Raw genomic sequence first — 26,309 nt, forward strand, 5'->3', positions numbered from 1 at the left:
CGGCACGCGCTCCGCGCGTCCCGCCAAACGCAGCGCATCCGGCCCGCGTTGCGGGCCGGGGCCGGCCTCCGGCCGCCCCGGTGGCCTCCGCTGCGCTCCAGCCACCTGACACAGCGCCAACTGGTCCCACGTCGCCCGCCATTGTCGGGGTGCGCCACGCTCCGCGCGGCCCGCCCACGGGCCTACGGCCCGAGCAGCAGCAAGGGGAGGGGGCGGTGAGTGAGTCACGCGGCTGCCTGTCCGTCACCGCACCAGAAACCAAACGGTCATCCCCACAAGCCACGCGATACTGATGACGCCTAAGGCAAGGACAAGGCAGCAACTTCGCCGCTCTCCCTTGTCTTTGTCGTACATGTTGCTGAACCTGACATCGTCGGGACTGGAACCAGGCCATCCGGACATGCTGCGCCTCCTGCGGTCGCCTTATGCAACGCCAGGATCCCCACCGGAGCGGTAGATATGCCACGCGCCGTCAGGCGGCTTCAACGTGAGCCCATGACGCTCTTACAGTTTGACTGAGCTTACGCGGACTATCTCTAAGCACCTGCGCTTCAATCTGAAGTATCAGATAGACTCTGGACTCAGATAGCAGCACCCTTGAGGCAGAAGGATCGGTATTCGATCACGCTCCTCTGTTATTGATCTTGAGGCGGTGACCGGGTGCCGGTGAGATTCACCGTAGCCGATTACACGTCTTCTACGTGAAGGTTTCCCGTTTCCTGCCGCGTGATGCAACAGGCGCGGCCCGCAGGATAAGGCAGATCGGAATGGCAGTGAAGGAACTCCGTCCCCACCAGCGAGAAGCTGTGGACGGGGTGCTGCGGGCCCTTGAATTGCCTGCAGGATCCACTGTGTCAGAGCGGGGGCTGCGGACGCAGGTGGTCATGGCGACCGGATCGGGTAAGACCCTCGTCGCCGCGCGCAGCGCGGAGGAACTCCGTGCAGGCCGCGTGCTGGTGCTCGTCCCTTCGCTGGATCTGCTCGCCCAGACCGAGGCCGCGTGGCGCGAAACAGGCCGCACCGGCCCGGTGATCGGGGTGTCGTCCCTACGGGGAGAGGAGGTGTCCTTCCCCAACACCACGGACGTGAACGAGCTGGTCGACTGGGTGCGTCCCTTCGACAAGGTCACCGTGTTCGCCACGTACGCCTCCCTCGGGCTCGGCACCCTGGAGCGCGCACACACCGCTGGCCTTCCGGGCTGGGACCTGATCGTGGTCGACGAGGCACACCGTACTTCGGGACGGATCGGCAAGCCGTGGGCGGTCGTCCACGACAACACCCGCATCCCCGCCCTGCGCCGCCTGTACATGACCGCCACACCCCGCCTGTGGCAGCTGGACGAGGACTCCGAGGGCGCGCCGGGCGAGCTGGTGGCGAGCATGGAAGACGACCCGGACAGTCCCTTCGGCAGCAGGGCGTACACGCTGACCTTGTCGGAGGCGATCGACCGGGGAATTTGTGCCCCCTACCAGGTGGTGTGTGTGGACATCACCGACACCCAGCTCCAGGCCGCGCAGCTCCTGGGCGCCGAAAGTCGTTCGGACGAGGTCCGCGGGGCCCGGCTCGCCGCGCTCCAGACCGCGCTCCTCAAGGCGTCGGCCGAGGAAGGCTTTAGGCGCACGCTCGTCTTCCACCACGTGGTGAAGGAGGCCGAGGCGTTCGCGGCCGGTCTCCCCGATGTCGCTGCGCAGCTGCACGCTGCGGACCCCGAGCTGTACCCGCGCACGATCTGGGCGGACTGGCTGTGTGGCGACCACAAGCCGGGCCATCGGCGCCGGGTGCTGGGCGAGTTCGCGTCCGGGATCGCCACGGACGGCACGGTGGTGGAGAAGAGCTTCCTCGGCTCGGTGAAGGTCCTCGGGGAGGGCGTCGACACCAAGAACTGCGACTCCGTCTACTGGGCCGACGTGCGCGGCTCGATGCCCGACCTCGTCCAGGCCGTCGGCCGCGCGCTGCGTATGCAGCCGGGCGAGGGCAAGGTCGCCTCGCTCGTGGTGCCGGTCCTGCTCGGGCCGGGCGAGACGGCGGACAACATGCTCACGTCGCGGGCGTTCGGGGGGCTGGCGAAGCTGCTGGAGGCGCTCCGGGCTCACGACGCCCGCGTGGTGGAGGCTCTGGCGCAGCAGCAGGCGCCAAGCCGTGTCAGGGGTGTTCAGAGCCGCAGGGAGGGCCAGGAAGGCGGTGGCGAGGGGGAAGGGTCCGGCCCGTCGATGTCCGCTCGGCAGCTGCTGAAGTTCTCCACGCCGCGTGACCCGGCGCAGCTGGCCGCGTTCATCAACCTGCGCGTCCTCAACCCGGAGCATGAGCACTGGCGGCGCGGCATCGAGGCGGCCGTCATCTACGTTCGCGAGCATGGCGACCTGAAGGTGCCGTTCACGTACCGGGTGCCCGGCTGCGACGACCAGGCGGCAGAGGCCGAAGGGTGGCCGGCCTCGCTCGCCGGGTTCCCCCTTGGGCAATGGATCGCCGACGCCAGGAGATTCTACACCCGCGGCGATATGGACGAGGACCGCGTCCAGCAGTTGGAGAAGTTGGGCATGGTCTGGAGCCACTTCGACGTCGCGTGGGAGGAGGGTCTGGCCGCCGCGCGTGGGTGGGCGGCCGAGGCGGGCCACCTCCTGGCGCCGCTGGACGCCACCTTCCAGGGTTACCGGGTGGGCATCTGGTTGAAGAACGCCAGGGCCGCGGCCCGGAAGGCTGCCGAGATCGAGCAGCGGCGGGCCGAAGGTCTGCCGGTGGAGTCGGCGGCCGGGGCGCTGTCTGAGGAGCGGCGCGAGCAGCTGGAGGAGATCGACCCGTCGTGGTGCCCGGCCTGGCCGGTGGAGTGGCAGCGCGCCTTCCATCTGGTCCGGCTGCACCTCAAGGCCGGCGGCACGCTGCCGATGGAGCCGGGCGAGGTCGTGCACCAGGGCGAGGACCTTGGCCGGTGGGTCCGGTCGGTCCGGCTCGGCTGGGACAAGCTCACCACCGTGCAGCAGTGGATGTGCGAGCACATCCTCGGGATCACACCCGCGAGCGAGGACGAGAAGCCCAGGCCGCGCCGTACGCAGGCCGAGAAGTGGGCGATGAACTACGAGGCTGCCAAGCAGTTCTACGAGCGCGAGGGACACCTGCAGGTCCCGAGGCAGCACGTCGAACGGATCGCCGTCGGCGGCGATGGGAAGGGCGGCAGCGGCGACGACCAGGAGGTTCGGGAGCTTCGGCTCGGAGCATGGATCGGGAATCAGCGCAGCCGAGCCGCGACGCTGTCCCCGGAGCGGGTGGAACTCCTGTCCGCAATCGGCATGCGATGGACTTGATGGACGTCGTCGTCACCGCGGCCGCCGCGCTCGCAGCCGGTGATCTGCTCGGACGGCTGCGTCCGTGGCGGCGCCCGGGCGACTGGCCGGCCGATCAGGCCCGCTTCACCGGGGCGTGGGCCCGGGGCGGCGCCGGGCGGCAGGCCATCGTCATCCTGGTCCACGCCGTCACCGCGCCGCACACCAGCTGGCACATCATGCGCACCCCAGCCACCCAGACGCTAGCGCCGAAGCCCGTACGCGATCCGGACCGGGTCGCCAACCCCACCCGGGCAGACAAGGAAGGCACCGCGTGAGCACCGAGCAGCACGACGCGACGCGTACGGCCAGGAGCTGGCCCGCATCAGCCACCACCAGCACGAGGCCACCGAGGCGCGGTTCACCGTGTTCCAGGCCCTGGCCGCCGTCGGAATCGGACACGAGCAGGCCGACGACATCGTGTCGAAGCTGGAGGCTGGGGCGGTGGCCGGCGCCCACACCTGGATCTCCGAGAGCAGCGCCCCGCACGGATCCGAGCAGCTCTTCCAGGACGGCTGGCACGCAGGAGTCCGCGATGTCGCCACCTACCTGCTGCGCATCGCCGACACCACCGCCGCCACCGGGCGCGGCCGCGCCGCCTCCAGCGCCACGTTGGTCGCCCGCCTCCAGCAGCCCGCCTCCCCCGCCCCGCAGAAGGCTTCGGTGGAGGACCCAGGCCCGGCTCTGACACTGGACGCGAAGGACGTCCTGGTGGCCGCGGAACGCTTCCCGTGGGCCCTTGGCCGCACCGGGCGAGCGGCACTGGCCGGACGGGGCGTTCCTGGACGTCGCGCTGAGCGCGGTGCGCACCGAGGAACGCCAGGGGTACATCGAGCGCCTGGAGGCTTTCGTGGAGCAGCACCGCGCACGCCTGGAGGAGCTGCTACACGCGTACGGGCCGGGCAACAGGCCCGCCTCGCACGGCCGGTAACGCGCTGAGACGACCTCGATCTCGCGTGGGGAGACCGCGCATCCGCCTCAGCCCGGACCCAGCAGAGGGGCCGGACAGGGTGATCCTGTCCGGCCCCTCTGTCGTCGGTCAGCCGAAGTCGAACGTCTCCTGGGAGAAGTCGGTCGGCGCCGGGGTGGGCGAGGGCGCCGGCGGGCCGTCCGGGCGGGCAGCCTTCCAGCGTTCGGCCAGCTCGTCCTTCCAGCCCTTCGGCGGAGGCCACGGCACGCCCCAAGCGGCGAGCTGGTCTCGCTTCCAACCGCCGGCAGGCGTGCGAGCGGCTTCGATCTCTTCGGGTGAGGGCAGGTACGTCATGGATGGTGAGCGTTCCGTGTTCAAGAGTTGTCCCGCAATGCGGTGACGAAAGACCGAGAGGTCAGATGCCTTGCTCAGAGGGAGCCACCCCTCGGGCATGGGAGAGCTCGCAAGCAAGGGAGGTTGAGCGCCGACGGGCGCGTAGTACATCTCGGCACGTTCTTCCCACACGGTCGACTTCAAGGCGACCTGCTCGTCGAACACTTCCTGTCGAAGTTTCAGCATCCCGGCTTCGTTCAGTGCCCGGACAAAATTAAGGAGTTCGATTGTGCCGACCATCGCCCAGGCCACCAGGGGCACAGCGGCGCGAAACCGATCGCGCAGTCCGAAGATGTCGCCTTCCTTGCGTCGCTGGGGATCGTGATGCACCACGTCTCCGTAGATCCAGGCCATGGCCAGCCCATGCGCATCGAGGTCACGCTCTTCGCCCGTGGACGTGTCAGCGACCATGACCCAATAGCCGGATTCGTCGCGCGTGGAGGGGCTTACCCGTGTCCGCCACTCAGCGCGTGCGGAACGTATCCACGCCGCATCTTGTGGCGCTGCTCGACAGGTGTAGCCCAGAGCTGAGAGCGCCTTCATGTGAAAGCAGTCCTCCTGCTCCAGCAGAATTGGCCTGATACGCGCTGCCGCAGACTCGACCACTTCCTCGGGCGGGAGCTCGTACGAGATCCGGACCTCGCTGCGGTCGACACGGACGTTGATGCTCATGCGGGTCAGCTCGACAAGGGCGTCCCAGTCGGCGGCCAGCGAGTGCTCCTCCACCCTGCGGGCCCTCAACACAAAGGCTTCCAGCAAGCGCTGGTGCTTCTCGTCAAGAGTCTCCGTCTGCCCGCGGCTCACGCTTCCCCCTCGCATCGATCGCTTCCAGCATGACGTGCCTTCTCCGTCGTATCCATCCAATTCGCCGGGCTGGTCCGTGCCAGGAGGAGAAGCGCTGCTGGTCGGGAGGCGTGCCCAGCTCAGCGGCGCAGGCGCGAGAGCCAGCCGGTGGCCTTCTGCTCCGGCACGGCCGGCTCCTGCTCCTCGCGCGTCGCGTCCGGCCAGGCTTCCTCCCAGTCGGTCCCGTGTCGCTGGTCGCAGTCCCCGCACAGGGTCGGACGGGCCTCCGGAGGGAGGGCGTCCCAGCCGGTGCACCCCACCGCTTGCCACCGCTCGTACGTGAACGCTGCCTTGCACTCGGTGCGGCGAGGTCGGCGGGCGTAGCGCATGAGGGCATGCTGTATGGATCTCCGGGCCTCAGCTCTTGCCGACCCCGCTCAAGAACAACTCTTCGAACCGCTGATACTCGCGGCGCAGGCTGCCCTCCCCTGTGTAGGCGGCGTGTGTTGCAAGGAAGAGACGCGGTCCCGCCCAAGCACCGTTCGACCACAATTGGATCAACCATGCCGGAGCTGTGCCGATGTCCTGGGACAGTTCAACCCACACCGCCGTGTCGGCAGCATGCTCGCCGTGAGCCATCGACGAGCCGCTCGTCCAGGCGTACCCCTCGATGCCGATACGGCGCTCAAGGTTCTCGCTGAGCCAGTCAATCGAAAGGGGTGTGATCTCGGAGGTGCGACGGCCCCTCTTCACAGGCCAGCCCCGGTCCTTGGCGTAAGCCAAGATGTCGCTGATGTCCTTCGCAGGATCGCGGTTGGTCCCGTGCGCGTCATCCACATCGGCGTCGTTCTCAACGAGCTGGTTGGCATCGGTATCGCCGCCTAGCATTTTCCTGAGACGGATACCTGCCGAGAGTCGTGCGAGGCGACGCGTCAGGGCACGTTGCAGGCGCTCGTCAGTGCTGATGGTCGGGTCGATTACCGCTGTGGCCCACAGACACGCCTCGAAGACGCCACGCGCGACCGAGACCGCGCCCATCAGCGATTTCTCTGCACGAAGCAGGACGGCGAAACCCCGAAGCTGATCGGCGGCGCTGAGGATGTTGACCGCTGATTCATACCGGAGAACCGTTGCGGCTGGTTCGGCGCGGTCACCGAGCATGACGTCCGGGACCTTCATGTCCTCTCGCGCCGGGCTCTTACGCTTCGATTTCCAAGGCTTGAGGCCCAGTTGCGTGAAACCGTCGGCTATTTCGTCGACCGCTGCCGCAAGCGCGTCGCGACGCGCATGTGCCTCCTGCCTGCCTTGGCGCAGCTGGACGAGGATATCCATCGCCCACGCCTCGCTGTCCTTGCTCGTATCGCCTTCGCTTGTCACACGCCACACCCTGCCAGACGGCTCCGACCAAGAAGTAGCGCTTTCCGTCCCGTGCTCCTTCGCGGCGACCGCTACAGGGTGGTGGACTCCTGGTTCAGCTACGACCACCACGGCGACTTCGATAACGGCCTGCACATCTTCCTCGAACCGGTCACTGAGGAAGACGACCGGCTCCGGCACCTCGCCCCCGACTACTTCCGGCAAGAGCCCGACGCCTGAGCACCGCAACCACAAGGCGCCCCTCCACCCGGCCCGGGGAGGGGCGCCTTATTAACGCCTCACGAAATCCTGGTCCGGCTGCGGGCCCGGGTGGCCGTGGTCGGCGCCATGGCAGCTACTCGTCCTTACGGTCCATCCGTTCGGCCTAGCGGCTGCCGCTGGCAGCCCGGTCCGGTTGCCTTACCTGCGGAAGCGGGAGAGCCAGGTGCCGCCGGCCTTCTGCTCGGGCACGGCCTGGTCGTGCTCCTGGTGCTCGGGCACGGCCTGCTCGGCTTGGCGTTCGGCGGTGATGGCGCGCTGCTTGCAGTCGTCGCACAGGTGCGGGTGAGTCTCGCATGGGGCGTCCCACCCGGCGGGCTCGATGGCCTTCCACCGTTCGTCGGTGAACCGGGTGCCGCAGCCGGCGCACACGGGACGGCGGGCCTCCCGCTCGGCCCTGTGCTGTGCGGCGATGCGGCGCAGCTCCTCCTGGTGCTCCCGCTGGCGGGCGGCGTACTCGGCCTGCTTGCGGGCGTCGTGGGCTTCGCGGCGCGGGTTGCCAATCGCCTCGAGGAGGGGCTGGTTGTACGGCCGGCGAAGCGCCGAAAGACCGCCCCGGCCGGGCCATGCTCCTTCAGCTGCTTCGTGCCGGTGACCACGATGGGCAGCTTGCCGTCGTACATGTGGAAGCCGTCGTAGGCGGTGCCCTGCCAGTGCCGCTGGGTCAGCTCGGCCAGCTGCGCGACGACGGTGTTGGGGTTGCGCGGGCCGACGCGGTTGAAGACGAGCAGCAGCGGCGGGTGCGGCTGATCGCCGTGGCGTCCGTCGGGCACCCACCATCGGGTGCGCCACATCGGCCGCTCACGGCCGTCGACGTCCTTCACCTTCCGCTGGCAGAACCGCATGTACTTGTCGACCTTCGCGGCAAGGACCTACGCCGACTCGAAGCAATTGTCGATCACCACAAACAGCAGCGGCACCCCGTCCTCGGGCACGGTGATGACGATGTCCGCCTGGGCGCCGCCCCTGCCCGGGTTGGACAGGTGCCGGTCGCGGGCAACGCCACCTCGGTCGCATAGGAGGCGATGGTGCCCAACCCAGCGGGCGCATCCACGGCAGCCTGCGCGGCGGAGAGGACGTCGGCCGGCTCGCTGGCGAGCTGGGGCAGGTCCGGCTTCGGGCGCAGCAGGGCGAGCACGGCCTCGTTGACCGTCATCGGGTGCAAGGCGCCGGTGCGGCCGCGCGGGCCGGGTCGCCCATCTCCCCCACCGGCCGCCCGAGCTGAAGGATCGGTGCACGACGATCGGCGCGCTACTCACGCCTTCCAGCGTGCCCCGATCCGGGCTGGTGGGCGAGTCGGCCCGGAACGGTTGGGGAGTGTCGCCGGTCCAGTCCCAGCGGTCCGGGTCCCCGGGGCGCGGGTCGTACAGAGCACGGCAGGAAAGAGGGCTTCTGCGGCCGTACCCGTACGCAATCCGGCCTGACTCGAACGCTGTGCGCGGTCAGCAACACACAGGGCCCGTTATACGCGGGGAGCCCGCGGCAGGTCACAGAGGGTTCGGGCGGTTCACCGCTTCTCAGCGCAGGCCCTGCAGTTCGCGCAGCCCGTAGTCGGGCGGCAGCCATCCCCGCTTTCTGCGGTCGATGGTCTTTTGGGTGTGCGGTGGAGGGTGGGGGCAGCCTTGCATCAGGTCCGGCATCTCGCTGGCCCAGGAGAGCCGGTAGTGCGCGGCGCACACGGGCCAGAGGGTGTTTGCGGGTTCCTTCGGGCGCGGGGCCGGGCCACGTTTGGTTCGGCGTCGCTTGGGGCGGGGCGGTTGGGGTGGGCGCAATTTGCAGCTCTCAGCGAAGTCTGTCAGGGATGGCAGTCCTGCACTGCCCAACGGATCGCTGAACAGAGGCCCGTCGGTGCCGGTCTCGATGCTCCAGGCGAGTGCGGCGGCCCTCAGCAGGGGGCGGGCCCAGTCGGGGACCGGGTGGGTCATGCAGCCCTGGCGGAGGCCGTGGTCGTGGAGCGTGATGGTCGAGGTGTCCGGGCCCAGGTCGCGGGCATGTGCGGTGTTGAGTTGGGTGGTGGAAGCCGCGGTGAACGTCGCTGTGGCGAGCTGGGCTGCTAGGTGGGGGTGGGCTGAGGCGCGGTGGAGGCGCCAGGCGACTTCCGCTTCGGTGACCGGCGGCATCACTGGTGGGAAGAAGTCCCGGTCCGTTGCCGTCGGTGCTGCGCAGTGGCACGGGCCGGTGGCCTCGTCGAAGGCTTTGAGGGTAGTCAGGGCGGGCAGGCTGATCCATCGGTTCGCCAGCGGCCGCGCTGCGGGGAGCGGGGACAGGGGGGCTGATTCGGTCTCGGGGAGCAGGGCGGATGCCTCGGCGATGTGGTGTTCCACCTGCCGTAGTTCGCGTTCCAGGAAGGGCCTCATCTTCCGGCGGTGGCAGACAAGGGTCAGGCGGATGCCGGTGCGCCGGCGCAGGGTGAGGAGGTCTTTGAAGCGGTGCGGGGTGAGGAGGTGGGCGCGCAGCAGGGTCAGGTGGGTGATGGAGGTGGCGAGGATCCAGGCGGCGGCGAGCGACCAGGCCGGGGCCGGATCGGCCGGTCGGTAGCCCGTCAGGGGGACGGGCTTGCCCAGGGCGGCGAGGATGTCGTAGGCGAGTGCGAGGGCGGCGTCCACGCCGGGAGTGGGGTGGACGGTGAGGCGCCCGTGATGTGGGGCGTGGGAGGCAAGGGCCGCCCGGGTGTGGACCACGTCGTCGTGTGGGTCGATGATCACCGTGACCGGTGGCGGGTTCGGGCAGTCCAGCATCAGGCCGCCCGGCGGTGGCTCAGCTTGCTGTAGGCCCAGCGCAGCAGTTCCTCATCCACGCAGGCCCGCCCGGTCTCTTTCATCCCCACGGTGAGGTGGTGGGTGATCTTCGCCCAGGCCCGGAAGTTCCCGTGGGCCGCTTCCCGGTCGCACAAGGCGACCAATTCAGGGTCCGCGTCCATCCAAGCAGGGTGGAAGGCCGGGACGACGGCCAGGACCTCGTCCAGCGGCATGCGGTCGATCTCCTGCCACGCGTAGACGCGGGACTCCAGCATCGGCTCGCTCTGCAGCATCTCGAAGCAGCCGTTCCCGCCGGTGAAGATGATGGTGAGGTCGGAGTCGGAGTCGTCCCACAGGTAGCGCAGGTACTCGAAGCAGAGTTTCGACAGCCACTGAGCTTCGTCGCAGACCAGGACATGCGGTTCTTGAAGGGCGCCGCGCAGCGTCCGGTCGAACTCGATCGGCTGCGCCGGCGGTCGGCCTTGCAGGCCGAGGGCGTGGAACAGTTCGTGACGGAGGTCGCGGGTGGAGGGCCGGGCCCGGAACTGGATCCGGCGTGTGAGCTTCGGGGCGAGCTCGCGCAGGCAGGCGTTGACCGCGAAGGACTTGCCGTTGCCGGCCTGGCCGTAGATGCAGATCATCGCCTTGGCGTCGATCGCGGCCCGGATGTTCTCCCGGGCGGTGAGCAGGGCGCGGGTGGAGACGACCTGGGCGCCTGGCAGGCGCATGTAGTGGTCTTCCCGTTCCGCGGGCAGGCGGCCTCTGCGGGGCGAGGTGGGCATGCTGGTCACTCCTTGCTGCCTGGTGCGGGCCTGGCGCCGGTGGGGTCTTCCGGCGGGGCGATGTCGGCTGGGTCTGTCACCGCCGGCGCGGTGGTGTCAGGGCGGGGACGGGGCCGGGCCCAGCCCGGCGGAGGATCGCGGGGTGGGATCAGGTCCGGCAGTGCACGGGCCGCGAGGTCCACCGCCCGGGCGCGGCTGATCTCCTCGTGGGCCTGCTGCTCGGTGACCGACCGCCGCGGATGGGGCGCGGCAGGGGTGGTCGTTGCGGTGTAGCGGGTCCGGCTCAGCTTCTCCGCTGCTTTGAGGTCCGCTTTGAGAGCGCGGGCCTTGCTCTCACGGACCTTGGACAGCGCGCGGCGCTGCGCGGGTGTCGCGGCCTCGGCAAGGTAGGCGCTGCCCAGGTGCCGAACAGGGGTGTCGGCGGTGAAGACCTCGATCGTTCCGTCGAAATGCGGCAGATAGCGCAGCCGTACCCTGGTGCCGACATTGCCGGCCATCCAGTCCGCGATGTAGGCGCGGCGCCGCCACGCGACCCCGTTCGTGGTGATCTTCCGGATACGGCCGTCGTCCTCCATCGCGAAGAACGCCAGTTGCTTCTCAGGCACGTCCTCGATCGGTGTCGGATCCGCCTCCCACGCTTCGCTCGGGGTCATCCCGTCCGGGACGCCGGCCGGGTGGTGCTCGGTGTTCCACCAGGCCACCCAGTCCAGCAGGACTTGGACGAAGTCCGGGTAGGACAGCAGTCCCTCCACGGGATCGGGCCGGTATGCCTGCGCGGGGCGGGCACGGCGGGTGTAGCCCGGGAGGGAGACCAGCAGCATCTGTTCCACCGCGCTGTTCAGGGCCTCCACGGTGCCCTTGCGGTAGGGCTTGTAGGCCGGCAGGTCGTGAACGGGGACCGCAAAGCCGCCCAGTGCCCTCGCAACCGCCCCCGAGAGGAAGTCCTTGCCTCGGTCCACCCGAACCCGGTCCGGCAGGCCACCGAACGGCCCGTACGGGGCGGACCGGCTGATCCCCGAACGCAGCGCGGCCAGGACGGCGTCCCGGGCCGGCTGGTGCGGTGTGACCGCTACCCCCACGATCACCTTCGACGCCACATCGATGAACCACGTCACCCACGGACACACCGCGGCCCCGTCCAGGGCGACACGGACCGGGATACGTTTGTGATCACCCTCCCAGCAGGCGTTGCGGTGCGTGGGCGGCCGTTTGCCGTAGACGTCGTAACGACGACGCGCTGCTTCACCGCCCTTCAGCCCGGCCCGCTCCCCCGCCGACAAGTCCCGGCGTACGGCGCGTTGCAGGGTCCGAAGAGAAGGCACCGAGCCCGGGTCACCGGCCGCGGCCGCTTCCGCGAGCAGTTCGCGGTGGACCGCTGACACGTTCCCACCCCACACCGCCAGACGGACACGCATATCTGGCGTCACACCGGCCCGTGACGGAGTCCGTGCGGACAGCCGCCCCTCCCGCCGGGCCACCGCCACCCAGTTCCACACCGTCCGCAGTGACACACCAAGAGACCCAGCGACCGCCCGTGCGTGCTCGGTGGCCAACTCGCCCCGGGAATCATGGGCCATCAAGCGCGCCACCGCGCCCTCACGCCCGCCGGCCGGCCAGCGCCGCGGCATGTCCTCGCCACCAGGAACCCGATCGGACACTCCTCACCCCCGGCTGCACCTCGTGCAGGTGGTGGCTGTCCGCCGTGGCCTCATCCATCCCGACACGCCGATCAGGCACACACGAACGGATGAAGCAGGCCCCCGATCCCCCATGGGGCACCGGGGCGCGGTTATGGGCGTTTCCGGTTACGTGCGAGGCGTCGGCTCGATGAGCAGTGCGTCCATGGGCTTGGTCCGATGAGGCCGCAGCACTTCCAGCCAGGTCACTCCGCTGTCCAGGAGACGCCCCATAGATCCGAAGCCGTTCCATCCCAGGTCGACGAAGCAGCGTTCAGCCTGCTGGTCCCGGCCGAACAGCCGCTGGCCGTGCAGCGTCACCGCGCTGAGGTCAACGCCTCGCTGCTCCAACGCGGCCAGGGCGCACGTCGCCGCCCGGCGCAACGGGCTCGTCTCCACCCAGCGTCGCCGTACATGCCGGACGGCTTCAGGGTCCTCGATGTCTCCGCCCAACAGCCTCAGCGGCGTGATGCTGATCTTGCCCTTCACGTGTCGGCCGAACAGCTCGATCCGCGCCGGGCGCGGCACCAGGCTCTCCAGCTCCTCGAACTCTGTCAGCATGTGGTCCCTGGGCGCCGGCCCGGCTTCCGGGTCCGCGGTCAAGGAGGCGAGGCGCTCACGGGCCAGGGAGAACGGCTCACCCTTCCGCCAGAGCAAGAACAGCTCGAAGCCCTCGTCCAGCAGGCTGCTGCGGCCACGGAACTGGAAGGAGATACCCCGGGTCCGGCCCCGCAGGGCCTGCCTCATCCCCACGTACGAGTCACGCCCGTTGATCGATGCATCCAGCGACTCGCCCAGCCAACGCCTGTCCGTGCCGTGCTCAATGACGACGTCGACATCGTTCGGCTCCAGCGCCCCACGCGCGTACGACCCGAAGACATACACCTCCTCAACCAGGCCCAGCGGCCAACCACCGTTCTCGAGCCGCGTGATCATGTCCGCCAGCAGCCGCGTCGCCCGCTCACGCTTCATCCGGCCACGCCCTCGGCATACGCGGCACGAAACTCCTGTGCCACCACGAAAACGGAACCCGGGACCGCACGCGGCTTACCGTCCTGCCACGTCCGCCCGATCACCTCCGCCGCGGCCCTCCCCCGCTGCAGCTCATACTCCTCAACCGCGGCGGCGAACTCTGCAGGAACCTCCCGCCGGTCCACCACACCCGCCACAGCAACCTGCGGGAAGGAACCCCCAAACGTCTGCAGCCTGGTCCATCCCAGGGACCGGCCGGCCTTACGCATCGCCGAGCGGATCAGAGCGACCCCGCCAAGCTCCTCCGCCTCATCAACACCGAGCCGGAGCTCGTACGACCCTCCGTACCCGCCAGCGCCCGGCGGACACGACCGACGCAGCAACGGCACCAGGACAGCAACAAGACGCTCATGACGCGGATCACCCACAAACGACGGCATCCACCGAGCGTAGCCAGACACGACACGGCCCCACCCGGCGTTTCGCCACACCCACCCACAGGAGCGACAAGCCCCCCACCCACCGAACGACACCAGCCTTCACCGGCAAAACGACACCATGGCACCGGCATCACCCCAGCCCAACACCAGTGAAAACCTATGACGCACACCCAATGCACATCACACGACGCCCATCACACAACGAATCTACCGGCCCCGATCCCGCGCTGAGCAGCCATTCTCTGCGCCGGGTGAGCCAGTATCAGACGGCAGGCGTCAACGCCCGGTTGAAGGTGTTCGCGCTCCTGGAGGCGCAGGGCGTTCCTGCGAGCGAGACGGACGACCTGGTGGCCGCGCTGGAGGCCGGGGCGGTCGCCGGGGCGCAGTGCCATGTGGTGGAGCTGGACGGCACGGCGCCGGCCTCTCGGGGCTCGCTGTTCGCGGACGGCTGGGATGACGGCGTCAGGGCCGTGAGCGAGGCACTGGTGGGCATCGCGGACCGGGAGTGGTCCCAGCGCGGCGGCCGGTCGGTCGGGGCAGCTGAACTGGCCGTACATATCGCGGACGTGCGGCAGCGTGAGCGGGCGGACCTGGTAAGGCTGGAGAAGTTCGTCCGGGAGAGCGTGCTGCCGGGCACCCATCCGCACACCACGGAGCGGCGCCGGGTGTTGGAGGCGCTGGGCGAGGCCGGTGGTCTGTGCACGGCCCGGACGCGGAACGCGGACGGGGACGTCATCGTCTGCACGCTCGATGCCGGGCACTACGACGTGGACGACAAGCCGCCCTTCAAGGGCGGAAAGCCGGGCGGCTGGCAGAAGGCGGATGCGTCGATCTGGAACGACCTTGGTGCGGCCTGCATTCCGCACGCGGCCATCTGAAAGACCACACGAATTCAGCGCTCGGGGAGGGCATAGAAATGTCAGCGATTCCGCTCAAGCAACACCAGGTAGATCAGCGCTCTGCGTTTCGCAGGTGGGTGGGATTCCCTGCAAGGTCATCTGTGCCCCCGCAAGGTGCCCGTGCCACGATCGTGTCAGCGACCGGCTCGGGTAAGACGATCATGGCCGCCGCGTGCGCGCTGGAGAGCTTCGCGGACGGCCGGATCCTCGTGACCGTGCCGACCCTGGACCTGCTCGTGCAGACCGCCCAGGCGTGGCGGGCGGTGGGGCACCGGGCGCCGATGGTCGCGGTGTGCTCGTTGGAGAACGACCTCGTGCTGAACGAACTGGGGGTGCGCACCACTACCAACCCGATCCAGCTCGCCCTGTGGGCCGGGTCCGGGCCCGTGGTCGTGTTCGCCACATACGCCTCTCTCGTGGACCGTGAGGACATCGATGCGCCCGTGGGCCAGCGGAAGGTTCGCGGGCCGCTGGAGGCCGCCCTGGCGGGCGGGGACCGGCTCTACGGCCAGCGGATGGACGGCTTCGACCTCGCGATCGTGGACGAGGCACACGGAACCGCCGGTGATCTCGGTCGTCCATGGGCGGCGATCCACGACAACGCCCGGATCCCGGCGGACTTCCGGCTCTACCTCACCGCGACCCCGCGCATCCTCGCCACCCCCCGGCCGCAGAAGGGCGCGGACGGCCAGGAGGCGGAGATCGCGACCATGGCCGACGACCCGAACGGGACGTACGGCGCGTGGTGGATCGCAGAACTCGGGCTCTCGGAGGCGATCGAGCGCGGGATCCTCGCCGGGTTCGAAATCGACGTCCTGGAGATCCGCGACCCCTCCCCCGTCCTCGGGGAGTCGGAGGAAGCGCGGCGTGGCCGGCGCCTGGCCCTGCTGCAGACCGCGCTCCTGGAGCACGCCGCCGCGCACAACCTGCGCACGGTCATGACGTTCCACCAGAAGGTGGAGGAGGCGGCCGCGTTCGCGGAGAAGCTCCCGCAGACTGCTGCCGAGCTGTACGTCAACGACGCCACCGACGAGGACCTGGCCGCCGTCGGCAAGCTGCCGAAGTCGTCCATCGACGCGGAGTTCTACGAGTTGGAGGCCGGCCGCCACGTCCCGCCGGACCGGGTGTGGTCGGCATGGCTGTGCGGCGACCACCTCGTGTCCGAGCGCCGGGAGGTGCTGCGCCAGTTCGCCAACGGCATCGACGCGAACAACCGGCGCGTACACCGAGCTTTCCTCGCATCCGTTCGCGTGCTCGGGGAAGGCGTCGACATCACCGGCGAACGGGGCGTGGAGGCGGTGTGCTTCGCGGACACCCGCGGCTCGCAGGTGGAGATCGTGCAGAACATCGGCCGGGCACTCCGCCTCAACAAGGACGGCAGCACGAAGATCGCGCGGATCATCGTGCCGGTGTTCCTGGAGCCGAACGAGGACCCGACCGACATGGTCGCCTCCGCGAGCTTCAAGCCGCTCGTGGCCGTGCTCCAGGGCCTGCGCTCGCACGACGAGCGCCTGGTCGAGCAGCTCGCCTCGCGCGCCCTCACCAGCGGGAAGCGCAAGGTGCACGTGAGGCGCGACGCGGACGGGCGGATCGTCGGGGCCGGCGGCGAAGGGGGCGGCGAGGACCAGGAGCAGGACGGTGCCGACGCTGCTGCCGAGTCCGCGTTGCTGCACTTCTCCAGCCCGCGCGACGCGGCGACCATCGCGGCGTTCCTGCGTACCCGGGTCTACCGGCCGGAGTCGCTGGTGTGGCTGGAGGGCTACCAGGCCCGGCTGCGCTGGCGTGCGGAGAATGGCATCACCGGCCCGTACGCCATCCCGTACGACACCGAAGTCGTCCTCGGTGTCACCGTCTTCCCTCTGGGCAGGTGGGAGTACCAGCAGCGGCGCGCGTACCGTGCCGACGAACTCGGTGAGCACCGCTACGAACTCCTGACGGAAACCGGGATGCTCTGGGAACCGGGCGAGGAGGCGTGGGAGGCCAAACTCGCCGTGTTCCGGTCCTACCGACGGGCAACTGGGCACCTCGCCCCCCGCCAGGACGCGGTGTGGACCAGTCCCGCCGACGGGAGTGAGGTGCCCATCGGGCAGCACATGGCCAACCTGCGCAGGAAGGATGGCCTCGGTAAGGACCCCGAACGGGCCGCCGTGCGGGCGGCGCAGCTAACGGCGATCGACCCGGACTGGAACTGCCCCTGGCCGCTCAGCTGGCAACGCCACTACCGCGTCCTCGCCGGCCTGGTCGACGCTGACGGCCGCCTGCCCTACATCGCGCCCGGCGTCACCTTCGACGGCGACGACATCGGCACATGGCGGTGGCGCCAGCAGGAACCAGGCACCTGGGCGCAGCTCCTGCCCGAGCAGCGGGAGCGGCTGGCCGCGCTGGGGATCACAGGTGCTGAGGCGCCGTCTCCCGCCCCGGCGGCCGCTCGTACGGCGAAGGGCAAGGCACAGGCGGCGTTCCAGCGGGGCCTGGCCGCCCTCACCCAGTGGGTAGAGCGAGAAGGCGCCGACCGGCCGGTGCCGCGCGGCCACATCGAGGAGATCGTGGTCGATGGCGAGACGGTCTTCGTGAAGCTGGGAGTGTGGGTGTCGAACACCAAGTCGAGGATCAACAAGCACACCCCCGAACAGCGAGAAGCACTGCGGGGACTGGGCGTGAAGTGGGCGTGACGCGCCCGCCGGCCGTTCGCACAGCTCGCACCAGTGCACACGGGGTCCAAGGCAATAGGCGAAACTTCGAGGGGCCGTGCCGCTGAACGTCAGCGTGCCGGTCACACTGGCCCCCTACGATGTTGCTCCGCTTGTCTTTCCTCTGGAGCACCATGCGCCTCGAACACATAAAGATCGACAACTTCCGTGGCCTCAACCAGGTCAACATGCCGTTCTCCCGGTTCGGTTGCCTGATCGGCGAAAACAACGCCGGCAAGTCGTCGGTGTTCCAGGCCCTCAACATGTTCCTGCGTTCGGGTACGGCCACGGAGACCGACTTCCTGACTCTCGCGCGACCGGTGCGTATCCAGCTCACCTTCACCGGCATCAACGATGCTGACCTACTTCGCCTTGAGGAAGGACACCGGACGCGTATAGAACCCGAGATCCATGACGGGCGGCTCTCCCTGGCCCGCATCTACCCGAGCCCCGGCAAGGGCGTGATGCGGTTGGTCAAGAAGGTGCCCAAGGATCTCCGTTACCAGCGGTCGGCGCTCGACGACCTCCTCAAGATCAAGAACGAGGAGGAACTCAGGGAGGGCCTCAGACTCACCTACCCGGACATTCATTCGACCCTGCCGCCCGGAAAGATCAACCGTACGGCCGTAAGGCGCGCGTGGGCCCAGCTCGTCACAGATCTCACTGACGAGGACATGACCGTTGGTGACGAGCCGCTGCCGACGGGATTGGACAAGTCGGTAGCGGCACTGTTGCCTGAGCCGATCTACATTCCGGCTGTCAAAGAACTAAACGAAGAAGTCAAGACCACTTCGACAGCGACGTTCGGGCGGCTGCTGTCCATCCTGTTCGAGGACATCGAGCATCAGCTTCCTGCGCTGGAGTCCTCCTTCGATCAACTGCGCACCCAGCTCAACGTGGTGACGAAGAAGGACGGCAAGGAGTCGGATGAGCGCCTGCCGGAGGTGCGTCAGATCGAGTCGTTGATCCAACGGAATTTGCAGGAATCCTTTCCCCGCGCACACGTTCGCCTGGAGATTCCTCCGCCTCGTCTGCGCAGCCTTCTGGAAGACGCACAGATCGCTGTCAACGATGGCATCAGCGGCCCGTTCAAGACCAAGGGTGACGGCCTACGCAGGTCAGTGGCGTTCGCGATCCTACGAGCTTACGTAGACCTGAAGGTCGCAAGGCCGGCCCGGGCGGACAGCGCACAGCAGCCCTGCCTGCTCCTGTTCGAAGAGCCTGAGGTCTTCCTGCATCCGCGCGCGCAGCGCAAGCTCTTCGAGGCGCTCACCGTCTTCTCGGAGTACAACGACGTGCTGGTTAGCACGCACTCCCCCGCCTTCTACGCCCCGGGGGGCGACAGGGACTTTCGTCAAGGTGCTCAAGGACCATGCACTGAACCCGCCGGCCAGCCGAACCTGTGTCGTCGACCTCTCTGACCTAGACGCCCGGGACCAGTTCGAGATCATCACGCACGAGAACAACGAGGCGGCGTTTTTCGTCAATTCCGTGCTCCTCGTCGAGGGTCCCAGCGACCACTTCCTCATTCCCCATCTCGCGCGCACCCTCAACCCTGAGTGGGACTTCGACAAGCATGGGGCGGCCATCGCCAAGGTCGAAGGCAAGGGCAGCATCACCCGGTACCGTAACTTCTTCCGTCGCTTCGAGATGAGAGTCGCGGTTCTCGCCGACTTGGACGCAGTGCTCGACGGGTTCGACAAGCTGGGTGCCAGCCGCGAGTGTCACGAGTTGCGTGACCGCGTTGTCGCCAGAGTCAACCTGCTGGCGGAAGACGAGGATGCCGATGTCTCGAGCAAGACCCTCAAGGGGCTGCGCACCAGCGGGGCCGCTCGTGAGCTGTGGCAGCAGGCTCAGCGTAAGCGTGAGGAGTACGCCCAGGGTTTGTGCGAGTGGGAGGAGCTCGATGCCGCAGTTGCGGCCTTCTTCGCCCGTTCCGCTTCCGGCACCGCACGCAGAGTCCTCGAAGAGGCCCAGGACCCGGAGCTGAAGAAGATGAAGACGGAGCTCCTGATGATGCTCCGTAAGGAGGACATCTACGTGTGGGAGCTGGGGGCGATCGAGGCCTACTATCCACCCTTGGATGCGAACGAGTCGAACAACAAGAACGAGCGGGCTCGTCGATTCTGCGAGCGCTATCTCACTGCGGACGACATCCGCGGCTTGCCCGTCTTCAAAGACACGAGCACTTGCGAGTTCGACCTCATCTTCGAAGCCTTCTTCAGGTCACCCGCCTTGCCGACCCAGAAAGCCGAGCTTCCCCTGCAGGCGACAGCCAGCGCGCTGGAGGAGGCAGCCGGATGACCACCATGCCATGCGTCATGAGATCGGCTTGATGATGACAAGTTGGCGGCCGGGCAGGTTGCGGCAAGCGGCGCCGTGCCAGACCGGCGCGGCCTAGTTCGTGCGCGCCGGACGGCCGGGACGCCGAGGTCGTCCTCACCATGCCCGGCATGCACCCCACCCGGTTCGCCGGCCCGGCCCGGCAACGCGTGAGCCCCGGCGCCACGTGTGAACGGCCAGTTAGCTGCGAGCGCGTCGGAGCCGCGAAGTGCCGTGGCGGCCTTCGGCTACACGTACTAGCCGGGCCCGGTCTTCCGTTCGTCGGAGGCCGGGCCCGTGCCGGATAGCGCCGCTCGCCGCGATGGCGCCGGACGCGGTGCTCAGCGCCTTCGGCTACCTCCGGGCCGTGGAGGCCGGCGACACCGAAGCGGCCGCCGATCTCGCCGACGCCGAACCGCGGATGCCGGCACTGCTCGTCGACGCGGCGGAGCGGATCATCGTCCCGGTCACCTCCCTGTGCGGCATCGACCGGGACCCGTGCGACCACTCCTTCGCCCTGGAGGCCGTCGGGCACGTCCTCGTAGCCACCCTGCGCGGCTGGGCCCAGGCCGGACCCGACGGAGTGGAGGGCATCGCCCGCGCGGTCATCACCTTCGTCCGGCAGGTCCTCACCCAGGAAGAGTGCGGTGAGACCGTCGCCGACGTCCTGCGCCAGATGGAGGCCGTCGGCTTCGGCCAGGCCCTCGAAGCGCACCCCGCACCGTCCGGTGCGCACCCGGGGCGCCGCGCGATGGCGGTGGCGCACCACGACCGCGCGGCGCGCCGCCGAGCCTCCGCCAACCTGAATTTGCAAGTTGGAGGGCTGGTGTGACGGTCCTTTGGAAAGCCCGTGCTGGTCGTGGCAGCAGTCTACGGAGTAGATCGTCCGTCAACGGTGGACTCGCCGCTTCCTGCTCAAGATGGCCGGGCGGCCTTCTATGATCCGATATATGGATCCCAAGCTGCTGGCACGGTTCACCGCGCGGCGCGCGGAACTGGTCGAACTGCCGCGGCAAGACGGCAACGGTCACGCGGCGGAGGAGCCAGGTGTTCGGTCCGGGCCCCTCCGCGTGTGGGTCAGCCGTGGACGAGGGGTGAACCCAGGAGTTCCTCGGTGACCGGCCCCTTGCCGTCACCCTCGATGTCGTAGACGACCGTGGAGTCCGATGACCACCACAAATCACCGTCATAGAGCGTCGATGGCACGGTGCACGTGTTGACCGGCTCGTCGAGGAACCACGTGTAGTTGTCGTTGACCAGCTTGGTTAGGTTACACGTCTTGGTCGCCTCGATCGCATCCGGGTTGTCCTTGCCCGGACGGGACTCGAGTCGCGTGGTGATTTTGAAGCTGGTGAACCGTTTGCTGAGGTCCACCACCTGGTCGTCGAGAATCTGCCAACTCACGTGGGACTTGGCGGAAATGTTGCCGGAGATCAGCTTGGCCTCGTTCGCCACATAGTATGTCGACGCTGGCCTCTTATCCGGGAAGGTGACGGTGAAGTCGCTGGTGTCCGTCGCAGCCGAAGTCGGCCCCGCGAGAGCGAGTGTGCCAGCCGCTGACAGGCATACCGCGGTGATGAGCGTCTTACGCACGGACGTTCCTCTCAGGCGCGATTGACTTCGAAGGTGTCGACTTTGTCGTTCCAGTTCCCCCCGCCCGGATAGGGCAGGTTCTGGAAGTTGGGCCATCCCTTGGGCGGCTCGAGCTGGCGCTGCCGGTCGTCCAGTGGCCAGGACCGGGAGTCCCAGATCGTGGCGTCCCCGTAGTTGAGGCTCCATTGACCGACCCAGTAGAAGACCGAGCTGAGCTTGTCGCGGAATCCGTAGTCGCCCAGATTCTTTTTGCCGTCGCTGGAGAACTGCAACTTCCTGCCCTTGTAGTTGGCGTCCTGATACAGGCACCAGTAGTCGGCGGCGCAGTTGTCGCGCGGGTCGGAAGCCTGAAGCGCGGATGCCTTGAGGGACTGCTCACGGACCTGTGCAGGAAGATCGGGGTCTGCCAGGGCTTCCTGATCGGTGTCGTAGCAGTGGACTTCCCCGTTGGGGAGCTCGGTGCAGATGTTTGCGCCTTCCCACGACTCGGCGAGGTTGATCTTGCGCCCGTCGTAGTCGGCGATCACCGGATTCACCGGGTTTGCCGTCGGGTCCGTCGGCTCTTCGGTTGGGTCTGGGGTGGCGGTGACCGACGGTTCCGCGGTGCGTTCCACCGCGTGCGTCAATGGACCAGTGCCTAAGAGGAGGGCGCCCGAGGAGGCGGCCGTCAGGAGGACGGAGGCAAGGGGTCTGCGTATCACGAGGTGTTCTCCATAGTGGTGTCGTAGTGGTGCAATCTGGACCCGTCAGGGCCGTACACGTTCAGCACATAGCCCTGATCAAGGCTGACGCCCGTCCCGATTAGGAAGGACGTCAACGTCCTGTCGAACTTGTCGAAGCCGCTCCCATAACCCGACTTCTTGCGGGTCCACACGGTCAGGGTCAGCACGCCGTTTCGGTTCTTCGCATGCTTGATGCCGTACACGTCCGGGTCTCCGCCGGCCCGGCGGTAGCGTGCCGCCAGGTCACCTTCGCTGTCGGACGGGGAGGCGCTGGTGGTCGGCGGGCCGCCGGCAGTGGTCGGATCGCTCTTCGACGAGGTCTCTGTGCTGCAACCCGACAGCAGGACGGCGGCGGTCAACAGGAATGCGGGAAGGGTTCTTTTCATTGCATCAGCGTGGCAAGAGGCTCGTGCTGGAGCAAAGTTGAGCCCAGCAAGTCCTTGGTGATGGGACCCTTCCCGTCCCCCTCGACGTCGTAGACGTACGCATAAATTGCTCCCTTCCCTGGTAGCGAGCGGCGTGACGATGCCCGGACTGCCCGGTCACGTTGGCGAGCCCCTGCCCTTTTGGCCTGGAATCTCCCTTCAGACGCGGAGCTAGTCGTAGCTAGATCTGCTGAACCATGGTGGGCATGGACATGTCGCTCTGGTTTGTCCGGTGGCTCCCGTCTTGCGACAGGGGCAGCGTTCGCGAGTTTCGTGCGGGCGCCGGGCGCCGGGCGGCGGAGCCTTCGTCGGCGGAGCGGAAGAAGCTGGGGCGTGGTCCGCACAGCGTCCTGAGAGGAGAAAGGCGGGGCCAGGACTGACAGCACGGGTCATCCGCCCGTAAACCACGAACGCAGGTCAGGCCTGAAGGCGTGCCAGTCGCTCCGCGGCCCGGCGCCTCTTCGGCGCGAACGGGTCGGTGGTCGACCCGGCACCCTCGCCCGGGGTCGCGGCCCATCCGCGGAGCTTGTCGGCGACCTTGACCAGGTGGCCGTTCCCCGGCTTGACGGTGATGTAGAACAGGGCTTCATCGGCCTTCTTGTCATCACCGCCCCACCGGACGACGCCTTCCAGATCGGCGAGGATGTCACGGACGATCACTAGCTGGTTCGGGAAGTACCCGCCCCGCTGTCCGGAAGGGTAGAAGCCTGGGCGGATCTGGATGGCCGTCCCCGATGCAAGGTTCGACTCCGCCAGCCCCTTGCGGATCTTTGCGGGGTGCTGCCAGCCGCCGACATCACCGGGACGGAGCGTGTCGATCTCGTAGTGGAACCGCTGGATGGTGTGGACGAGTACGGTTTCGACGTCCCCCATCCGGATCTGCACGCCGTCGAGCGGGGTGCCGAGAACGGGGCGGGTCCAGACGTTGCCGCCGTCGTCGGCGGACTTCTCCATCTCCCAGCCGTTCAGGGACGGCTCACCTGTCGTCACCCGGTCCCGGGCCGGACCGTCGGTCATGGGTGGTACGGCCGCCTGGGCTGAGGGGGCCAGCAGCGTGTTTCCAGCGAGCGAAGCCAGGGCCGCACCGCCGGCGACGGCGGCAGTGCGGGAGAGCAGGGTACGGCGCGATATGCCAGCACTCACGTGCGTCACTCCAGAGTTGGCTACAGGGCCGAGGAAACGGCCTGAAATATGAGGAAGGGGACGATGACGACTGGCATGGCCTTCAGCCACAGCCTCATAGGCCGGTCACGGTGCAACGGCACGAGAACGTACGCCACGGCCAGCAGCAGCACCACCAGCAGCCCGGATGTGGTCGCGGTCCACGCGGCCACGCCGGTCCGGTCGCAGTCGGCCCCGCACACTTCGACGATCGTGCTGGAGCGGCCGATGACAGATCCGCCCCATCGGCGTTCGGACAGCCACCACAGGCTGTACAGGGGCACCATGGCCGGGATTCCGACGAGGAGATTGACCAGCAGCGCCGGCCACGGTGGCCGCATGCCTTTCATCAGGCGTGTTCGCGCATCGGTGCGTAGTACTTCTCGAAGACCCGGTACAGGCCCATGCGCTTCCTCCCCTCCGTCGTCGCGTCCTCGGTGGTGCCCTGATAGCGGATCAGCACCTTCTCGGTGTCCGCTTCCGAGGAGTCGACGGTCGGCCCGGCAACACCGATCAGGGAGGCGTGGTACATGTGGACGAACGGCACGGTCGCGATGGTGAAGGAGTTGTTCGTCCGCAGCTTGGTCCAGATCTCGAACAGGTCGGCGTCGTCGTCCGGGTTGCGCCGGGACGTCGCGGACAGCAGCCCGCGGTCGACCGCCAGGTTCCTCGCATTGATCGCGGTGACTCCGAAGATCTGCGCCAGACCGGTAGAGGAGTCCCGCATCGACTCCGTGATCTTATCCGGCCACCAGTCGGGCAGCTTACCGGTGTGGTACTGGTACACGGCGGCGTCGGAGTAGCGGTCGTCGACCTTGAGGATATTGCTGACGTTGTAGTGGCGCATCTCCCACAGTACGGGAATCTGGATCAGTGCCTTGCGCATCCTGTACCGGCGGGCCAGGTCGGTGAACACGTTGTCCCAGCTGAGCACGAAGTCGATGGCTTCAGTGGTGGTCCACTTGGTGTACCAGTTCGACTCGGGTACGCCGACCGACTCCATGTAGGCCCGGATGTCCGCGCGCAGAGCGTCCCAGAAGGTGTTGTTGAACTCGACGTCGAGGCCGGAACCGCTGGACGGTGACGGATCGAAGGAGTTCTGTCCGATGTCCCTGCCCTGTGCGATGTTGATGTCGACGTTGATACTGCCGTCTCCGGAACCGACCGTCTTGGTGACGATCTGGTCGAAGGCCCAGTTGTTCGGCATAGGGTAGCCGAAGTTGCCGGAGAACGCGTACGACATGTCGGACACGAAACTGGCGTCGGCCAGCCTGAGTTCGGATACACGCGAGCAGACATTCCTAGGCCCGTAGACACCCACCAGGTACTTGCCGCCGGTTGACTCGATGCCGTCGTTGATGCCCTGGAAATGCGGGATGACGTTGCTGGTGACCTCGTCATCGACGGCGTCGAAGTCGACGGCGAAGTAGATACGGGTACCGGGCTTGAAGCCGTGCCGCTCGGCGTGCATGACGGCGGAGATGGCGTCCGCCGTGCCCTGCGGCGCGCTGAACGAGTCCTTGCCGCGCCCGTAGGTCTGGTAGATGGGGAAGCAGCGCAGTCCACTGCCGGCGATGGTCTCCAGCTCGCCGGGCTGGATCTCCTTCTCCTTGGTGCTGCCACTCGGAACGGCCGCCGGGTTGTACAAGTAGCGGCCCACGTACTTGACGCCCTCCGCCTTCAGCGCCGCCGCACGAGCCGGAGTGATCTTGGTGACGCAGTCGCAGGCCTCGCCCTTGCGGGACTGGTCTCCGAACGAGACCAGCAAAGAGGCCCACGTGGAGAAATCGCCCGCGCCGGTGACCGGCAGTTTCACGAACGACTGGAACTCGCGGACCGCGTCGGCCAAGCCGGCGGTGAAGGCCCCTTCGAAGGACACCCCATACCGCCTGTTGAAGATCATGGCGGCGGTGAACAGCAGGACCCAGGTGCCCTTCGCGCCGACCGCGACCGTGTGGTTCTTCAGCCCGTCCTGGGTGCCGGGGCCGAAGTTGCCGTTGGCGGTGCCGTCGGCCATGCCCATCTCGTACTGCACGGCGTAGATCATGGCCTTGGCGACGTCGCGCGAGTAGATTCCGTCGCAGGGGACGATGAAGAAGTCCTGTCGGTTAACGTAGCGCCCGTTGAGCCACTGCTGGATGCTCCGAATCGTGTCGGTCCCGTTACCCACGGTGACATAGGCGTCCATGTTCAGCAGCCCTTTGAACACCTTCGGCACCAGATCACTGCCCTTGTAGACCTGGTCGACGCCCATGCGCTGCTTGAGCAGGGCGATCGAGGAGGCGACCCTGTCGCTGAACTTGCCGTCGATGCCGCCACCGTCGTAGCCCTTGCAGTACAGGGCGGACTGGACGATGCGTATGAAGTCCGCCGAGGGTGCCGTGGAAGCATTGATCTTCGGGTGCTTCGACTGGAGGGCGGACAGCGTTCCGGGGCCGAAGCTGTTGGACACAGGGCTGATACCCAACTCCCACTGCAGGGCGCGAGTGAGGGCGTACATAGTGTTCCAACCGGTCTGCCCGTCCTCCTTGACGGTCATGCCGATCCGGCTGCCGTAAGTCGCGTTGACGAATTTCTGCGCCTGCAAAACCATCTGGTCGGCCATCAGCACCCCTCCCATTTGCGGCAGGAGGCAGCCATACGATGATGCAAGCGACTCCCCCGTTGCCGTGCCGATACGCCCCTTGTTCGAACGGGTGGTCAGCCGCGTTCGAGGCGAGTGGGACCACTGTAGGCGGGTGAGTACTTGGAGGCACAAGAGAAGATCGACGAAGTGGCGGGAAAGCGGTGCCCTGGTTGGGCAAGCCAACACCAAGTCCTGTGCAGTTACGGGAAAGTACTCGCTAAAAAA

The 26,309-nt window shown here is 67.7% G+C and carries 25 protein-coding genes; 10 read left to right on the plus strand and 15 right to left on the minus strand.

Features of this window, described 5'->3' with window-relative positions; genetic code table 11:
• Positions 1-767: 767 nt before the first annotated feature.
• The 3 genes from HB370_RS00005 (at position 768) to HB370_RS00015 (ending at position 4,248) form a co-directional block, all read left to right on the plus strand.
• Positions 768-3,299 (plus strand): DEAD/DEAH box helicase, encoded by a 2,532-nt coding sequence (locus HB370_RS00005; RefSeq protein ID WP_078637798.1) that lies wholly within the window; start codon positions 768-770, stop codon positions 3,297-3,299.
• Complete coding sequence (locus HB370_RS00010) at positions 3,299-3,595, plus strand: hypothetical protein (protein WP_030793422.1); 297 nt, start codon at positions 3,299-3,301, stop codon at positions 3,593-3,595. Before HB370_RS00005 ends, HB370_RS00010 begins: the two co-directional genes overlap by 1 nt.
• Before the next feature lie 461 nt (positions 3,596-4,056).
• Entirely contained in the window at positions 4,057-4,248 is a 192-nt protein-coding gene (locus HB370_RS00015) for a hypothetical protein (protein ID WP_030793424.1), read from the plus strand.
• 108 nt (positions 4,249-4,356) lie between these two features.
• Here HB370_RS00015 and HB370_RS00020 read toward each other — a convergent pair whose 3' ends face one another.
• From HB370_RS00020 to HB370_RS00030, 3 genes are all read right to left on the minus strand, one after another.
• Positions 4,357-5,424, minus strand: coding sequence for a hypothetical protein (locus tag HB370_RS00020; RefSeq protein ID WP_063766464.1), 1,068 nt, complete (start codon positions 5,422-5,424; stop codon positions 4,357-4,359).
• A 119-nt stretch (positions 5,425-5,543) separates the two neighbouring features.
• A complete protein-coding gene (locus HB370_RS00025; RefSeq protein WP_030793427.1) occupies positions 5,544-5,792 on the minus strand; it encodes a hypothetical protein in 249 nt (82 codons plus the stop codon).
• A 28-nt stretch (positions 5,793-5,820) separates the two neighbouring features.
• Positions 5,821-6,780, minus strand: a complete 960-nt coding sequence (locus tag HB370_RS00030; protein WP_030793429.1) for a hypothetical protein — start codon at positions 6,778-6,780, stop codon at positions 5,821-5,823.
• A gap of 51 nt (positions 6,781-6,831) precedes the next feature.
• Here HB370_RS00030 and HB370_RS00035 point away from each other — a divergent pair, with 51 nt between their 5' ends.
• A complete protein-coding gene (locus tag HB370_RS00035) occupies positions 6,832-6,999 on the plus strand; it encodes a hypothetical protein (protein WP_167512922.1) in 168 nt (55 codons plus the stop codon).
• Positions 7,000-7,179: 180 nt separating this feature from the next.
• On the opposite strand, the gene HB370_RS00040 is transcribed toward HB370_RS00035, so the two are convergent.
• Positions 7,180-7,410, minus strand: coding sequence for a hypothetical protein (locus tag HB370_RS00040; RefSeq protein ID WP_051816165.1), 231 nt, complete (start codon positions 7,408-7,410; stop codon positions 7,180-7,182).
• Positions 7,411-7,661: 251 nt separating this feature from the next.
• Here HB370_RS00040 and HB370_RS00045 point away from each other — a divergent pair, with 251 nt between their 5' ends.
• Positions 7,662-8,057 (plus strand): hypothetical protein, encoded by a 396-nt coding sequence (locus HB370_RS00045; RefSeq protein WP_157855660.1) that lies wholly within the window; start codon positions 7,662-7,664, stop codon positions 8,055-8,057.
• Positions 8,058-8,555: 498 nt separating this feature from the next.
• On the opposite strand, the gene HB370_RS00050 is transcribed toward HB370_RS00045, so the two are convergent.
• The 5 genes from HB370_RS00050 to HB370_RS00070 form a co-directional block, all read right to left on the minus strand.
• Entirely contained in the window at positions 8,556-9,776 is a 1,221-nt protein-coding gene (locus HB370_RS00050; protein WP_051816167.1) for a hypothetical protein, read from the minus strand.
• On the minus strand, positions 9,776-10,558 hold the full coding sequence (locus HB370_RS00055; RefSeq protein WP_051816168.1) for an ATP-binding protein: 783 nt from the start codon (positions 10,556-10,558) through the stop codon (positions 9,776-9,778). The genes HB370_RS00050 and HB370_RS00055 overlap by 1 nt, the downstream gene beginning before the upstream one ends.
• A 5-nt stretch (positions 10,559-10,563) precedes the next feature.
• Positions 10,564-11,940, minus strand: a complete 1,377-nt coding sequence (locus tag HB370_RS00060; RefSeq protein WP_244405288.1) for a transposase family protein — start codon at positions 11,938-11,940, stop codon at positions 10,564-10,566.
• Between the two features lie 423 nt (positions 11,941-12,363).
• Complete coding sequence (locus tag HB370_RS00065) at positions 12,364-13,206, minus strand: nucleotidyltransferase domain-containing protein (protein ID WP_030793437.1); 843 nt, start codon at positions 13,204-13,206, stop codon at positions 12,364-12,366.
• Entirely contained in the window at positions 13,203-13,646 is a 444-nt protein-coding gene (locus HB370_RS00070) for a hypothetical protein (RefSeq protein ID WP_030793440.1), read from the minus strand. The genes HB370_RS00065 and HB370_RS00070 overlap by 4 nt, the downstream gene beginning before the upstream one ends.
• A gap of 251 nt (positions 13,647-13,897) precedes the next feature.
• Between HB370_RS00070 and HB370_RS00075 the strand changes: the two genes are divergently transcribed.
• The 5 genes from HB370_RS00075 to HB370_RS00095 all read left to right on the plus strand — a co-directional run bounded on the left by HB370_RS00075 (position 13,898) and on the right by HB370_RS00095 (position 20,389).
• A complete protein-coding gene (locus tag HB370_RS00075) occupies positions 13,898-14,524 on the plus strand; it encodes a hypothetical protein (protein ID WP_063766465.1) in 627 nt (208 codons plus the stop codon).
• A gap of 38 nt (positions 14,525-14,562) precedes the next feature.
• Positions 14,563-17,217, plus strand: coding sequence for a DEAD/DEAH box helicase (locus HB370_RS00080; protein ID WP_030793446.1), 2,655 nt, complete (start codon positions 14,563-14,565; stop codon positions 17,215-17,217).
• A 152-nt stretch (positions 17,218-17,369) separates the two neighbouring features.
• Positions 17,370-18,656 (plus strand): AAA family ATPase, encoded by a 1,287-nt coding sequence (locus HB370_RS00085; protein WP_157855661.1) that lies wholly within the window; start codon positions 17,370-17,372, stop codon positions 18,654-18,656.
• Complete coding sequence (locus HB370_RS41295; protein ID WP_208974362.1) at positions 18,595-19,539, plus strand: ATP-dependent endonuclease; 945 nt, start codon at positions 18,595-18,597, stop codon at positions 19,537-19,539. The genes HB370_RS00085 and HB370_RS41295 overlap by 62 nt, the downstream gene beginning before the upstream one ends.
• Before the next feature lie 340 nt (positions 19,540-19,879).
• The gene (locus HB370_RS00095; RefSeq protein ID WP_063766466.1) at positions 19,880-20,389 is read left to right on the plus strand and encodes a hypothetical protein; all 510 of its coding nucleotides are present in this window, start codon (positions 19,880-19,882) and stop codon (positions 20,387-20,389) included.
• 245 nt (positions 20,390-20,634) lie between these two features.
• Here the strand turns inward: HB370_RS00095 and HB370_RS00100 are convergent, their stop codons facing one another.
• From HB370_RS00100 to HB370_RS00125, 6 genes are all read right to left on the minus strand, one after another.
• Positions 20,635-21,150 (minus strand): hypothetical protein, encoded by a 516-nt coding sequence (locus HB370_RS00100; protein ID WP_051816171.1) that lies wholly within the window; start codon positions 21,148-21,150, stop codon positions 20,635-20,637.
• Between the two features lie 11 nt (positions 21,151-21,161).
• The gene (locus HB370_RS00105; RefSeq protein WP_157855662.1) at positions 21,162-21,764 is read right to left on the minus strand and encodes a peptidase inhibitor family I36 protein; all 603 of its coding nucleotides are present in this window, start codon (positions 21,762-21,764) and stop codon (positions 21,162-21,164) included.
• Between the two features lie 83 nt (positions 21,765-21,847).
• The gene (locus tag HB370_RS00110; RefSeq protein WP_157855663.1) at positions 21,848-22,258 is read right to left on the minus strand and encodes a hypothetical protein; all 411 of its coding nucleotides are present in this window, start codon (positions 22,256-22,258) and stop codon (positions 21,848-21,850) included.
• Positions 22,259-22,714: 456 nt separating this feature from the next.
• A complete protein-coding gene (locus tag HB370_RS00115) occupies positions 22,715-23,440 on the minus strand; it encodes a hypothetical protein (protein WP_030793465.1) in 726 nt (241 codons plus the stop codon).
• Between the two features lie 20 nt (positions 23,441-23,460).
• Entirely contained in the window at positions 23,461-23,799 is a 339-nt protein-coding gene (locus HB370_RS00120; RefSeq protein WP_030793469.1) for a hypothetical protein, read from the minus strand.
• A gap of 8 nt (positions 23,800-23,807) precedes the next feature.
• Positions 23,808-26,063 (minus strand): glycoside hydrolase domain-containing protein, encoded by a 2,256-nt coding sequence (locus HB370_RS00125; RefSeq protein ID WP_030793472.1) that lies wholly within the window; start codon positions 26,061-26,063, stop codon positions 23,808-23,810.
• Between the last annotated feature and the right edge of the window lie 246 nt (positions 26,064-26,309).

Origin of the sequence: Streptomyces sp. DSM 40868 (assembly GCF_011820545.1) — a bacterium.
Classification (GTDB): Bacteria; Actinomycetota; Actinomycetes; order Streptomycetales; family Streptomycetaceae; genus Streptomyces; species Streptomyces eurythermus.